Here is a 14,932-nt window from a genome sequence, read left to right as displayed (position 1 = left end):
TGTCATAAATTGTAATTATTGATAGCGGTCACTTGCCCATAGTGTTAGACTCCGCGCCGATTTACATCACCCTTTACAAAAATTACATTTGATTACAGGTTGTTTACGCGTATGGTCACTTCCATAATCCTAACCCTAATAGCGCTAGCTTTTGTGCTTATCGTTATAGAGGATATTATCCATGTAAACAAGGCCAAAACGACGCTTTTTTTTGGTACTTTATGTTGGATTATCGCTTTTATATCTCCAATTCATGGCGAAAGCTCAGAAACTATACAACATCAGCTCGATCACAACATCTTAGAAATTGCGACGTTATGGCTTTTTTTAATGGCTGCGATGACTTTTGTTGCTTATTTAAACTCTAAAGGTTTTATCCAAAATATTGTCCATCGCATCATGCCTGAGCAGATCAGCGAGAGAAAGTTAATGTTTCTCGTCGGTGCTTTTGCGTTTATATTTTCTTCGATTTCTGACAACATTACTGCGACGCTAATATCTTTGGCTGTTGTCATGTCCTTAAAGCTGGATGCGAAAAAGCTAGTAAAGTATGCCACATTAATCATTTTTAGCGTAAATTCTGGCGGTGTTTCGCTGATCACTGGTGATGTAACAACCTTGATGATATTTTTGGCGGGTAAAGTCACAATACCGGATCTCTTGCTGTTAGTTTTGCCGGCCATCGTGAGCGTATTTGCACTGGCAGCTATGTTATCCATCGGTATGAATGAGCAACTTTACTTTGCACGTCAAGAATTACGCCGTATAGAAAAGACTGACATTACTATTGCAGTCATTTTTATGTCCACCGTACTCGCTACGTTGTTTTTAAGTGTTCAGTATCAAGTACCGCCTATGCTGACGTTTTTATTCGGTTTGTCATTTATGTTTCTAGTTGCGCAATTTTTAATGCGAAAAAAAGACGTCAACAAAAAGATAATTGATTACATTAGAGAAATAGAATACGACACGCTGCTATTTTTTGTTGGTGTACTGCTGCTGGTGGGGGCGCTCAAGGAAGTTGGCGTGTTAAGTATGTTTACTGAACTCTATCAATATTTGGCGCCTGAATATGCAAACTATTTGGTTGGGTTGCTTAGTGCAGCAGTAGACAATGTGCCACTAACCGCAGCGCTATTAAAAGCGCAGATCGAAATGACCCCACAGCAATGGCTGACATTTACCTATGCAACAGGAGTGGGTGGCTCTATGCTAATTATTGGTTCAGCTGCTGGTATTATTGCGATGAGTAAGGTAAAAGCATTGACTTTTATGAGTTATTTAAAAATGGCGCTGTATTTACTGATTGCTTATACCATAGGTTACGCTGGCTCGTATTATATGGGGCAACTTATTTAAGCCTTTTTTAGCCTTAAGGTACAAAACTACTTGACACCTAGACGTCTAAAAGATAGTTTTTAAAAGCCTGCTCTTGTAGCAGGTTTTATTTTGCCGGTGTTCAGCTTAATACCCGCAAAATAGACAGAAGAGGTGCGATGCTTAGGTAGCTTGTTCGAGGACACGACATCCGACGACAGCAAGCGAGGGAAGTATTCGCCGAGGAAAGTGATTGGTCGTATCAATGACTTTTCGGTTTACGGGGTTGAATCCTCGGAACTGTCACCGTTTATTGGTGGAGAGCTTCTGGCAGTGGTTTTTTCAATATATTTCTATTTCCTCTTGCCAAGTTAGTTCTCCTTATTTTTTTGATAGTACATGTGCTATCACAAGGAGATAAAATGAATTCCCAGTCTGTTGTTGCTAAGTTCGGTGGTACAAGTGTTGCTGACTACACTTCTATGTATCGTTGTGCACAAATTATTAATGACGACCCTACAGTAAAAGTAGTGGTTGTAAGTGCCAGTGCTGGTGTTACAAACCACCTAGTAGAACTAGTTCAACAAAAAGCCAATCATGAAGAGCGCTTGGCACTGGTAGAAGCGGTCATGCAAATTCAGCATCGTATTCTTGAACACGTGACCCTAGACTCTGATTTACAAACTGGTTTTGAAGAAACTTATTTAGAATTTAAAGAGGTAGCATTGTTACCTGCACTGAGCACACAGCAGTGTGATGAAGTGTTGAGTTTTGGTGAACGCTTTTCTTCATTCATTTTTACTCAAGTGCTACGAACGCTAGGCGTCAATTCAGTCCGTTTTGATGTTAGAAACATTCTAAAAACCGATAGCAGCTTTTCCAAAGCGACACCTGACATTGAAGCTACAGCAGTAGCAGCCGCTAAACATTTGGCTCCGTTGCTAGACAATCACGTGGTCGTAACACAAGGTTTTATCGGTAGTGATAAATATGGGCAAACAACCACTTTAGGTCGCGGTGGCTCTGATTACAGTGCGGCGTTGATCGCAGAAGCAATTGATGCTGGCAGTGTTCAAATTTGGACTGATGTAGTTGGCATTTTTAGTACAGATCCTAGGCTCTGTACTAAAGCAAAACCAATTCCGAGATTGAGCTTTGACGAAGCGGCTGAAATGGCAACGTTTGGCGCGAAAGTACTGCATCCAGCGACGATTTTACCAGCCAGCAGAAAAGGCATCTCTGTCTTTGTCGGCTCCAGTAAAGCGCCCGATCAAGGTGGCACGTGGATCGAAAAAGAAACTCAGACTCAGTCTGGGATCCGTGCCGTCACACAACGTAAGAACCAAATCCTATTAACATTAAAAAGCCCTGAGATGTTGTTAGCTAGCGGCTTTCTCGCGAAAATATTTACGATATTAAGTAACTACAATATATCGGTCGATCTTGTTACGACTTCTGAAATAAGCGTTGCTTTGACCTTAGATAACGCGCCCAACGCGTCTCGTCCAGAGCTTGAACAAGCGTGTCTTGATGAGCTCGGTGAATTTTGCCACGTTAGTGTAGAGAACAATTTGACGTTAGTCGCTATGATAGGTTCTGAAATTCAACTAAAAGGGGGCGATGATTGTTTGGTTGATGTGTTATCTGAATTCGATATACGTCTAATTTGCCATGGTGCAAGTCGTCACAATTTATGCTTCTTAGTTGAACAGGCCAGCTCTGATCAAGTCGTTCAAGCAATCCATCAAAAATTGTTGGAAGCGGCCTAAAATTCTGGTTTTACGATAGTAGCTTAGGTATATTTTCTAGGCTACTATCGTTTCTGTTGTTGACGAAATAACTTTATAACAAATATTAATGATAAAGTTGCAATAAAGAACCCGAGGTGGCAATCTTAATAAAGTAACAATAATTTGCATAAGGGCCTCCCATGCAGTATCAAGATATCTATGAGTTTTGGTTTGTTACATGCTCAGAAAAAGATTGGTGGCAGAAGTCATCAGCATTTGACCAAAAAATCAAAAGCCAATTTTCAGTTCTACATAAAATGGCACACAATGGCGAGTTGGGAAGGTGGCGAGATACCCCAGTCGGCTCATTGTGTGAGATTATCGTTTTAGATCAATTTCCAAGAAATATGTACCGTGATACACCACAGGCCTTTGCCAGTGATGCTCTGGCTTTGAGCTTGTCTCAGCAAGCCATAGATAAAGGGTTTGATCAGGCGTTAAACGATACAGAAGTCGGTTTTTTATATATGCCGTTTATGCATAGTGAGAGCGCGGTTATTCATCGCCAAGCAGAGGTATTGTTTCGTGAATTACCAGGCTATGAATTTGAGCTGGCACATAAAAAAATAATTGATCGATTTGGACGTTACCCTCACAGAAACGAGATTTTAGGTCGAGTTTCAACGGATGAAGAAATTGAGTTTTTGCAGCAGCCAGGGTCTAGTTTTTAATTGGTGAGTTTTATTCATTAATGGGCAAGGGAAGTCCCCGTATCGGGGTTGTTGTGCTCGCATTTTTCAATCAAAAAGGTATAATCGCTGGCCAAAACAATAATTATATTTGTGTTCGAATATGGCTCAGGTACGTGATGGTTTTCAAAGCCGACTTGGCTTTGTCCTAGCAGCAGCGGGTGCCGCTGTTGGTTTAGGAAATATTTGGGGCTTCCCAACTCAAGCTGCCAATCATGGCGGTGGTGCATTTTTACTCGCATATTTTATCGTTATCTTTTTGCTGGCATTACCAGCCTTGTATACCGAGCTTTATCTCGGTCATCAAGCACAGGCGAATCCAGTAAAAGCGCTCAAGCAAGCTTGGCAAGAAAAGCAGCCAAGTGTGGGGGCGGCCGCCGGTTACATAGGTTTGAGTGGCGCAATTGTGATGCTCAGCTTCTATTCTATTGTCGCTGGTTGGATGCTGGCACATTCTTTAGAACCATTAACTTCGTTGTTTGGTATGGATGCCGTGAGTCAGTTTTTAACTGGTGACTCAACGACGAGAAACTTTGTGTTTACGCCTCTGATGTTGCTGCTAACTGCGGCAATTATTCTTAAAGGGGTGAAATCTGGTATAGAAACTTGGTCTCGTCGACTAATGCCGATGTTGTTGCTGTTGTTGTGCTGTTTGATTGCTTACATGGCAACGTTGGAGGGGGCGGCAGAAGGCTTTAAAGCTTACTTGGTTCCTAATTTTGATAAAATTACAGATCCGGACTTGATCATCGCAGCCATGGGTCAGGCATTTTTCTCTCTGTCCCTTGGTGTCGGCTGTATGATGATTTATGGCTCATACCTAAAGCCGAATGAAAATCTACCTAAGTTGACTTTTAGTGTTGCCATGTTGGATACCGGTGTTGCATTTTTAGCTGGCTTGCTGATTATACCGGCTATTTTTGTGGCGCAGCAAAATGGCGTGGAAGTTTTTCAAGATGGAAAATTGGCTGGGGAAGGGCGTCTGATCTTTGCGATATTACCTGAGCTGTTTAAAAGTATGGGCCAGATAGGTATTTGGGTTGGATTAACGTTCTTCGTGCTTATGTCAATTGCTTCTTTAACTTCGACTATTTCCTCTACAGAAATACCGGTTTCATTCTTAGTCGAAAATCATGGTATGGAAAGAAGAAAAGCAACATGGATTGTTACTTTGGTGATTTTAGTATGCTCAAGCTTAATCATAATGAACTTTGATTGGCTGTTCGGTTTGGTGATTTCTGTTTTCACTCGATATCAATTACCTTTGATGGGGCTTTTCTACTTTATCACAGTCGGTTGGATGTGGAAGCGAGGTAATACACTGCTATTGGACGCGACAGGTTTACGCTATTGGTTTGCTCAGTATTTGCGATTTATTTGTCCGATACTAATGACTGCCGTATTCGTTAATGTCGTTATCAATAAATAACACCAAATTGCAGATAACAAGAGAGCGCAGCCAATTGGCTGCGCTTTTTATTTTAACTCGGATGAATAAAGCGTGTATGTGCTAAACGAGATTTGGAGTATGCGTTTTGTGTTTAAGTGCGTGCAAATTCTTTAGTGTTGTATTCGCTATCTCAGTCATAGCTTCTTGTGTAAAGAACCCTTGATGTCCCGTTATTAGCACATTTGGAAAGCTACTAAGCCTTACAAAGGTATCATCCTGGATGATCTCTTCACTGCGGTCTTTGAAAAAAAGCTCCGATTCCTGTTCGTATACATCCAGCCCTAAATACCCGATTTTATTTGATTTGAGCGCAGCAATACATGCGCGTGTGTCAATTATCGCACCGCGACTGGTGTTAATTACCATAACGCCTTGCTTCATTTTTCCAAATGCTTGAGCATCAAGTAAGTGATGTGTGGCATCGGTTAGGGGGCAGTGCAGGGATATGATATCGCTCTGCTGCAAAAGCATATCGAGTGACACTTGTGTATAAGAGCCTTCGCCTATATTGGGGTCATAAACAAGTGTGTGTGCGCCAAAGCCATTTAAGATAGATACCAAGGCCTGACCAATTTTACCACAGCCAATTAGCCCAACAGTTTTGTTGTGGATGTTAAAGCCTAATAATCCATTGAGGTCAAAATTCTCTTCTCTGATCCGGTTATATGCTTTATGTGTTTTTCTCGCTAAGGTGAGTATAAGCGCCATGCAATGCTCTGCAACCGCTTCAGGGCTGTATGAGGGCACTCGTACAACTTGCAGGCCCAATGCATGCGCTGACTCAATGTCTACATTATTGTAGCCGGCACACCTCAGTGCGATGTATTTAATACCGAGCTCAGCTAATTCAGCGAGTACACAAGCATTGAGGTCATCATTGACAAACACGCATACTGCGTCACAACCAGACGCCAAGTAAACGGTATCTCTGTTTAGATTATGTTCGAAATACGCAAACTCTATATCAATGAAATTTTTAATTGCTTGAGAGAAGAATGCGTTTTCATATTTTTGCGAACTGAAAAGTGCTACTTTCATCTTGCAACTGACCCTCGATGATCTGCTTTAAAGATTCTGGCTTTGTACGCGGTGCATAGCGTGACAAAAGCTCGCCATTATTACCGATTAAAAATTTAGTGTAGTTCCATTTTATTGCTCGGTTTTGAGCAATTCCCCGTGTATGTGATTTTAGGTAATTAAATAAAGGGTGTGCATCAGGGCCGTTGACCAATGTTTTTTCAGCAACTTTAAAACTTAAACTAAAATGTGATTGATAAAACTCACGAAGCATTTCATTTTCTAGCGGCTCGTTTTTACCAAATTGATTGCATGGAAATGCAATTATCTCTAAGCCTTGTTTATTATACTTACGATACATTTTTTCAAGGGCGGTGAGCTGTGGCGTAAAACTGCATTTACTGGCGATGTTGACAATGATAACGGGCCTATTTTGAAATGACCTAAGTGAAACTGTCTCACCGGTAAGTAACTTAACACTGTATCTGTAAATATTATCCATGCTGCAAAGTTCCGTGCATATAACGAGTTGTATTTATAATTTTCATGTGGAGTTGTTATGTAGTCCACTGACTGCCAATGAGGTGTAATCCCCTCCATTGTTCAAGCATAGCAGTCATTTTGGTCAATTTTATGTCAAGGGAATTTAAATTTAACCAAACGTACACAAATGATAGGTGAAGCAGGGCTTTAGAGAGAAGTGCCACGAGTGTGGCACAAAAAAGAAGAGTCTAAACAAGGCGCTTTAATAAGCTGGAGGTATCCCAGCGATTACCGCCCATCTTTTGAACATCTGCGTAGTACTGATCTACCAACGCGGTCACAGGCAAAGTGGAGCCATTCTTTTTTGCCTCATCAAGGGCAATAGACAGATCTTTTCGCATCCAGTCTACCGCAAACCCGTGTTCGTAATGGTCATCTAACATGCTTTTATGGCGGTTTTCCATCTGCCAGCTTCCAGCAGCACCTTTGGAGATTACTTCAATGACGGCTTCGCAGTCTATGTTGGCATTTTGACCAAACTGTAGTGCTTCTGCGAGACCTTGTACAACACCTGCGATACAAATCTGATTCATCATTTTTGCTATTTGACCTGAACCGACATCGCCGAGCAATTTAGAAAAGCGAGCGTAAGCGGCCATTACAGGCTCAACGGCCTTGTAGATGTCTGCTTTACCACCACACATAATGGTAAGCTGGCCGTTAACTGCGCCAGCTTCCCCGCCAGATACTGGTGCATCAACAAAGCCAATCTGCTTAGCTTCGCAGGCTTTGAACAATTCTCTGGCTACATCTGCGGAAGCTGTTGTGTGATCAACTAGTGTAGTATTTGCGCGCATAGATTGAAGAACGCCATCAGTTCCAGTGGTTACTTCTCTGAGGTCATCGTCATTACCAACGCAAATAAATACGATATCCGCATTCGCAGCTGCTAAAGCTGGGGTTGTAGCAAGTTGACCGGAATAAGTCTCCATCCAAGTTTGTGCTTTGCTCGTAGTGCGGTTGTATACAGTGACGTTATAGCCTTGATTTGCTAGGTGACCAGCCATCGGGAATCCCATTACACCAAGGCCAATAAAAGCTACATTTTTGTTATTTGATGTCATATTTAACAATCCAGTTGTGACAAGTGACTCGATTGTAACTTAAGTGGGGGAGTTTTGGCTGAATATTTTGCATGATAATGAACTGTTTTCATGCATTTATTTTGAAAGGTTTATAACAGAGTAACTTGGTGTCCAAGCTACTCTGTACTGTGCAATTAAACTTTAGAAGTAGTTAAGTTTTCTTCAAGGTCTTTTGCTGCGTTAGGGTCGTTAAACACATCATGATTTAACTCACCTTCAGATTTTGCGACGACACAAGTAACCATACAGTCACCAGTAACGTTAACAGCTGTACGGGTCATATCGAGTAGCCTATCAACACCCATGATAATAGCGATCCCTTCGACAGGAAGACCAACCTGGTTTAACACCATTGCAAGCATGATCAAGCCAACACCTGGTACACCGGCTGTGCCCACAGAAGCCAACGTGGCAGTTAAAATCACCATTAGGTAGTCGCTAAGAGTTAAGTCAACAGCAAATACCTGAGCGATAAAGACGGTAGCAACACCTTGCATAATGGCTGTACCATCCATATTGATTGTTGCACCTAAAGGTACCGTAAAAGAGGCGACGGTATTGTTTGCGCCTAACTTTTTGGTCGCGGTTTCAAGTGTGACAGGCATCGTTGCACTAGAGCTAGAAGTACTGAATGCAAACATGCAAGCATCTTTCATTTTAGTTAAGAAGGTCACAGGGTTAAGGCCTGTAAGCACTTTAAGTAAAATGGTGTAGTTTACTAAAGCGTGGAAAAACAGTGCCGCTACTACAACTAAAAAGTATTTTCCAAGCTCAACGATTAAACCCATTTTAATATCGGTAAACAGTTTTGCCATTAAACAGAACACACCATATGGCGCTAAGTTCATTAATAGAGTAACTAATTTTAAAATTACCGTATTTAAATCATCAAAAACAGCCGCGATTCGTTTGCCAGGCTCTCCACTTAATGCCATAGCAATTCCGAATAGCAAAGCAAATACGATAACTTGAAGCATATTGCCACTGGCCATTGCATCGATTGGGTTAGTTGGGAACATACCAATGATAACTTGAGCGAGAGTCGGGGCTTCTTTTGCATCAAAGCTACTTGTTGTTGGCATATCAATTCCTGCACCTGGACTCACCAGCAGAGCAAGAGATATTGCAACTGTGATAGCGATAGCAGTAGTTGTTAAGTATAGCAATATGGACTTACCACCTAAACGACCTAACTTTTTAGGATCACTTAGGCTACAGGTACCACAAACCAATGATATAAATACCAGCGGAACAACCAGCATTTTCAAACTGGCGATAAAGATTTGGCCACCGACGTGGAAAAGACCATCGACAAAGAAGCCTCTTAATGGAAAGTCGACAAATCCAAGGGGAATTAAGAACTCAGGCTCACCGGCAAGAATTTGTTGGAAAATTATACCCACACCAATACCCGCGATCATGGCTATCATGATACGTGTAGTCAGGCTAAATTTATTATTATCAGTCATTGTTTTGGACACGCCCTAAAACTATTCGTTGTTAAAATCGTTATAGCCTAACAGGATGGTTCAAAATGAACAAAAAAAAATGCCAAGACTACGAAAAAATTGTGATTTTTTATCTTGGTTTGGGTTAACATTGTGCAAATAACTCTAATTTTAAATTGTGCGAGGGAGAACTGCGGATGTTTTCAATGCGTTGGTTTAGCACCATATTTATGATATTCCTTCTAACAGCCTGTGGCGGAGGGGGGTCGATAGAAAAAGACACCTCCGGTGATGGTGGTAATGATACAGATGAATATGCAATTGCATTAAGTCTCAATTCTCAAAGTGGTTCCTCCGAACTCAGCGTTTCCAACCCGATTCAGGTCCAAGCCAAAATTACAAAAGATGGCCAAGCTCAAGCAGATAGGCTTGTTAAATTTGTAGGCGATGAATTTTCCGAATTTAATGGCTCAACGTCTGCGCTCACAAATAGTGAAGGTATTGCAACAGTTGGGATCGTTGCGAATAACAATCAAGGCGCAGGTACCATAACAGCGTCATTTGATGTTAATAGTGAAACACTGACCAAATCAATCGAATATGCGGCAATGGGCGATGGTGGTACTCAAATTGCGCTAGCTATCACTGATGCCAATGGTAATGCAGTCGACACAACCAATAGGCTAGCTGGTGAAAATCCAGCAACAGTTATGGCGACATTAACTAGCAACGGGACGCCCTTAACAGGCCAAATTCTGACCTTCACATTTGATGAACTAATCAGCACGGCAAGTAATGGCAAAATAGTCACAGATGCGAACGGGCAGGCTAGTTTTCAAATTAATGCAACTAGGCAAACTGGTGCAGGGTCAATCGTCGTTACTTATGGTGACATAACTAATAGCACGAACTTCGTTTCAGATGGATACGAATTCTTTGGGCTACAAGTCTATGCCTTATCTGTTGTCGGCTTAGACCAACAGGGCAATGAAACAAATGACTTGTCGTTTTCTTCGCCGATAGCTGTCAGAGCAACCTTAACACTAAACGGTAAACCGCTTGCCAATGAACCTCTTGTGTTTACCGTTAATAAGGCACTGATTGGTTCAGCAACCAATGTCTTGAAAACAGATGAGCAGGGTGTAGTCACCTTCAATCTGATTGACAACAATGAATCCGGCGTTGGACAGTTAAATGTGACCTATGAAACTCCGGGCACTGAAATCGAAGACGTTTCGTCATCTATAAGTTTTGAAAGTGAGGGTGACGGCGGTTTGCAGATGCAGGTGCAAATCACTGATCCTCAGGGTAATGTAATATCTGAACAAAACCCGTTAGATACAGGCAAAAACGGCTCGGTTTCAATTAATTTGTTAGATAACGGTCAGCCACTGTCTGGCGCAATTGTATCTGTTAATGCGGGCACAAAAGGCATTACATTACCATCGGATGGCCGCGTAGAGACAAATAGTAGCGGTCAAGCTACATTGGCACTTATTCCAAACATGGAGTCGGGCGTTGACACGCTAACGGTGACATATACGACTGAAACAGAGACTGTAACCAACACAGTTAATTATCACTCAAATGGAGATGAGTTTTTTGGTCAACAGACGTATGAACTTGCAATTGTCGGTGAGACGGCCGCAGGAGCATCTTCAAATCAATTATCTTTTGCGACACCGTTGACGGTAAAGGCGACACTTACATTAAACGGTTCGCCTGTATCAGGGCAAAATGTGAACTTTTCGGTTGATGACAAAGGTTTGCTGGCGAGCAGTGTGGTAGAAACTGGCTCTGATGGTATTGCTCCGGTTGTGCTAACTGAAAACAATGTAGACGGTGCGGGTGTAGTCACGGCAACTTATACGACTGAAGATAATCAGGTGATCAGTAAATCTTTCAGCTTTATTAGTGCTGGTGACGGTGGCTTACAGATGGTACTCACTGTTACAGATAAAGAAAACGGCGATCCAATTAGCCAAAGCAATCCGCTCAGTGGTACGACTAAAGGCTCGGTAGAAGTCACGCTTTCCAACAATGGTACATTGGTCAGTAATGCTATTGTCAATGTCTCTACGGGTGGTAAGGCAGCCACTGTACCCTCTGATGGCCAGGCTGCAACTCAGGCAAACGGTAAAGCATCATTAGAGCTGGTTGCTAACAATGAAACTGGCGTTGGGCAACTGTCAGCGACTTATACAGATCCAATGACATCTGAAACCGTGACACAGCAATATATCTACTACACCGAGGGAGATCCTGACTTTGGCGACTCGGCATTTGAGTTATCAATTGTTGCAAGAAATGCGTCTGGTCAAATAACTAATGAGCTGTCTGGTAATTCAGAGCTGACTTTGAGTGCAACGCTGTTACAAAATGGTTCTGCATTTGAAAATCAACAAATTCAATTCACGGTCAACGCGTTTGGGACATTAGACCCGCAATCTGGTTCGGTTTTAACTAATTCTTTGGGTGTTGCTACTATTCAACTTAAAGATAACTCCGTTAAAGGAGCTGGTAGAGTTACAGCGACGTTTACTGCAAGTAACGGGGAAGAAGTATCACGCAACTTCAACTTTAATAGCCAAGGCGATGGTGGCTTATTACTGATTATTGAATCTATCAAGGACGGCAACGGTACTGACATTAGCGAAGGCAACCTGTTGACAAAAGATAATAAAGCGGAAGTCATCGCTGTGCTTACAGAGGACGGCAGCCCCGTTCAAGGTGCTTTAGTGACTTTTACGGTAGATGATGTTGGGACAATGTCTCCGGAAAATGGCAGAGCGGTGACAGATAGCCAAGGTAAAGCTTCAATAGATTTATTTGTTACAACGGTGTCAGGCGTTGGAGAAGTTACGGCGGAATATGAGGGCATCACAACAAACCCAGCAGTGTTTAACTCTAAAGGTGATGCGGTTGTTATTGATGGCAATTATAGTTTTGACATTCGCCTATTAATCAACTGTGCACCTGATTGGGACGCAGTACGCAATGACACTTCCAACCCAGTTGACCCAAGTGATTGTACAGAAGTAACCAGTGTCGATTCCAGTGTAATTCCTGAACTATTTATTGAATTGGGTAAGGTGACCAGCGCCGGTGAGAGTGTAGAGAACCAAATTATCGAAGTTACGACGGATAAAGGACAAGTTCTGCCAAGCTCAGGAAAGGTATTGACGGATGTAAATGGCATTGCAATCTTAAAGCTGCAGCCCGGTGATAGTGACGGCGCTGGCACAATCAGTGTTAGCTTTGACGGAGAAGATGCAAGCGAAAATTTCTCTGTTGGTATACAGCAGCTTTACTTGCAGTTGTCTGCAGATTTACCCGCTTCGACTAACCCAGATCAACCTCTGCCTGAATTAGACTCCGGCGATAGCTTTATCGTGACTGCAAGAGTCTTTACAGATGAAGCTTTAACTAGCTTATATGAACAGCCTGTAGACATTGGCTTTTCGTCTATTTGCGCAAGCCAACAGCCAGCTGGTACATTGGCAACAATTGACAGCCCAGTACGAACTCAAGCTGGAGTAGCAACTTCTACGTATCGCGCCAGTGGCTGTAATGGCAATGACACTATAACAGCGAGTATTTCTGCCGCGGATCCGGTTAACTATGCTTTCTTTGTAAAAACAGCCCCTGTGCAATCATTGAAGTTTATCAGCGCAAGCAACCGTTTTATTGGGCTACCTCCTGCAACCGGCAGTGTGGCTGTTACGTCAACCATTACATTCCAGTTAATTGACACGGATGATATCCCGCTAAGGCAAAAGCAGATTGAATTCAGGTTTGCGGATTTAACGGGTGAGGCCAGCCTAAATACGTATAAAGGTAATACGGATAACGATGGTGAAGCAAAGACCTTGATCGAGGGTGGGGTTGTACCTGGAGGCTTAGTAGTAGAGGCTTGTTACCTTCCTGATGAAACAATCGCACAGGCAGCTCAGACCAACCTGTTTCCAACGTGCTGGCAGTCTAAAATTGATCAATGTACTGCGGACCCAAGTTTAGAGTTTTGCGAACTTCCTGCTGGTATTACAGGCTACACATTAATTCCAGCGAATGACCAGATCAACGCGGTGTCTTCTGGCGTTGTCCTATCGTCAGGTGTTCCTGATCAAGATAGCTTTGATGCGGCACCCGAGACGTATATTCTTAACACGCAAAATTATGTTGGTATAACCACGACCATTAATGTGTTCTTTGGTGATCAGTTTAATCAACTTTCAAAAGATGACCTAGTTGCGAATGTTCAAACAGAAGCAGGGGTTGTAGGAAATATAGATGGCTCGGGTGGAGATGAGTCTTATCAATGTTTTGCTGACAAAGGACGTTGTCAGGTCCAGTGGCGATCTCAAGGGGAGTTACCTTTTACCGCGGACAAGTGGCGCAATAAGATTAACGACGTGTGTGATACCTACCAAGGACAACCAGTCCCTTGTATTGGAGATTACCCTACCACGGTAACTGAGAATATTGACGGTGTTGATGTAACAAGAACGGTTGTACGTGGTGCTCGTGTTACGGTTCTTGCGACAGCAAAAGGCCAAGAAAACTTCCATGATAAGCCTTCGACAGATACCATTACGCGTAAAAATGGTTTATTCGATATCGGTGAATTTCAGCCACTAAACGACGATTTACCTGAAGCTTTCATTGATTTTAATGGCAATAACCAATTTGACGCTGTAGATTGTGACCCAAGTAATGGGGAAGCAAACGACCCATGTGAACCGACTTTGAGTAATGGTGGTCACAATGAACCTTATTTAGATGCCAACAATAATGGCCGCTACGACGGCTTACCTGCTGATCCAACAACTGGTATTTACAATGGTCTCTTATGTGGACAGGCTGCCGAAGAAGCCGGCCAATGTAGTAAAGATCTCGTTGATATTAGGAAGCAGTTTGAAATTGTTGCGTCAAGCGACGTAGTATATGCTCGTTTCGTCGTCAATAAATCACATATTGGCGGCGTTGGTGAAGCGTGCAGCAATCCAGTCGGTCCAATAGATCCTGAAGATCCTGATTCCGAAGTAGTTACGCTACCTGTCGAAGGTCTATTTGGACTTGAGGATACTGAAAACGCTAATTATTGCGATATAAATCGTATAATGATAGGGGACTTCAATGGTGATGGTGAAAATGAAACTGCGCAGGTGATGGTAGAGATATATTACTCTGATCTGTACGGTAACACGTTACCAGAAGGCACCACGGTGAGTATCTCGACTCAAAACGGCTCAATAACCGTACAGGAGTTAACTGGTACTATATATGCCAGTGGTGGTTTTGATCGTGGTAAAGCTGTCGTTTTAGTCACGCCTGAAAATGCAGCCAATAATTTAAGTTCTGGAAACTTAATAGTGACATTCACGATTCCAGATCCAAATAACCCTGGTGAAACTATAGTCAGAACCAAAACACTGACGATTCAAGATAATGGTTAAAATTTCGTAGTCAAAGGGCCTTTTTTAAGGCCCTTTTTTATTAACGCTTGAATTTCCTCACATATCCGCTATATTCGCCTCTTTAACGAGTCACAAAGATGTGATTGAGTAAAAATGAAGCAATAATTGCTTAATTA

9 protein-coding genes and 1 riboswitch are annotated in these 14,932 nt (G+C 42.3%); of the genes, 5 read left to right on the top strand and 4 right to left on the bottom strand.

Annotated elements, in window-relative coordinates:
- Window positions 1-111 precede the first annotated feature (111 nt).
- The 4 genes from nhaD to QNM18_RS01310 all read left to right on the top strand — a co-directional run bounded on the left by nhaD (window position 112) and on the right by QNM18_RS01310 (window position 5,225).
- On the top strand, window positions 112-1,359 hold the full coding sequence (gene nhaD, locus QNM18_RS01325) for a sodium:proton antiporter NhaD (protein WP_023399441.1): 1,248 nt from the start codon (window positions 112-114) through the stop codon (window positions 1,357-1,359).
- A gap of 119 nt (window positions 1,360-1,478) precedes the next feature.
- A riboswitch (Lysine riboswitch) is annotated at window positions 1,479-1,652 on the top strand.
- A gap of 87 nt (window positions 1,653-1,739) precedes the next feature.
- Window positions 1,740-3,086: a lysine-sensitive aspartokinase 3 gene (gene lysC, locus QNM18_RS01320; protein WP_284136087.1), complete on the top strand. Its 1,347-nt coding sequence runs from the start codon at window positions 1,740-1,742 to the stop codon at window positions 3,084-3,086.
- Between the two features lie 161 nt (window positions 3,087-3,247).
- Window positions 3,248-3,778: a DUF924 family protein gene (locus tag QNM18_RS01315; protein ID WP_284136086.1), complete on the top strand. Its 531-nt coding sequence runs from the start codon at window positions 3,248-3,250 to the stop codon at window positions 3,776-3,778.
- A gap of 121 nt (window positions 3,779-3,899) precedes the next feature.
- A complete protein-coding gene (locus QNM18_RS01310; RefSeq protein WP_211012280.1) occupies window positions 3,900-5,225 on the top strand; it encodes a sodium-dependent transporter in 1,326 nt (441 codons plus the stop codon).
- 81 nt (window positions 5,226-5,306) lie between these two features.
- Here the strand turns inward: QNM18_RS01310 and QNM18_RS01305 are convergent, their stop codons facing one another.
- The 4 genes from QNM18_RS01305 to QNM18_RS01290 all read right to left on the bottom strand — a co-directional run bounded on the left by QNM18_RS01305 (window position 5,307) and on the right by QNM18_RS01290 (window position 9,360).
- Window positions 5,307-6,284 carry a 2-hydroxyacid dehydrogenase gene (locus QNM18_RS01305; RefSeq protein WP_284136085.1) on the bottom strand — a complete coding sequence of 326 codons (978 nt, stop codon included), beginning with the start codon at window positions 6,282-6,284 and terminating at the stop codon, window positions 5,307-5,309.
- Entirely contained in the window at window positions 6,250-6,765 is a 516-nt protein-coding gene (locus QNM18_RS01300; protein ID WP_211012278.1) for a glutathione peroxidase, read from the bottom strand. The genes QNM18_RS01305 and QNM18_RS01300 overlap by 35 nt, the downstream gene beginning before the upstream one ends.
- A 229-nt stretch (window positions 6,766-6,994) precedes the next feature.
- Entirely contained in the window at window positions 6,995-7,870 is an 876-nt protein-coding gene (locus QNM18_RS01295) for an NAD(P)-dependent oxidoreductase (RefSeq protein WP_284136084.1), read from the bottom strand.
- 155 nt (window positions 7,871-8,025) lie between these two features.
- Window positions 8,026-9,360: a dicarboxylate/amino acid:cation symporter gene (locus tag QNM18_RS01290; protein ID WP_211012276.1), complete on the bottom strand. Its 1,335-nt coding sequence runs from the start codon at window positions 9,358-9,360 to the stop codon at window positions 8,026-8,028.
- Window positions 9,361-9,569: 209 nt separating this feature from the next.
- Between QNM18_RS01290 and QNM18_RS01285 the strand changes: the two genes are divergently transcribed.
- A complete protein-coding gene (locus tag QNM18_RS01285; protein ID WP_284136083.1) occupies window positions 9,570-14,795 on the top strand; it encodes a beta strand repeat-containing protein in 5,226 nt (1,741 codons plus the stop codon).
- Window positions 14,796-14,932: the final 137 nt, after the last annotated feature.

The organism is Pseudoalteromonas obscura (assembly GCF_030135505.1).
Taxonomy (GTDB): domain Bacteria; phylum Pseudomonadota; class Gammaproteobacteria; order Enterobacterales; family Alteromonadaceae; genus Pseudoalteromonas; species Pseudoalteromonas obscura.
Note: the sequence above shows the minus strand (reverse complement) of the source record. Positions and strands in the feature narration are given on the sequence as shown.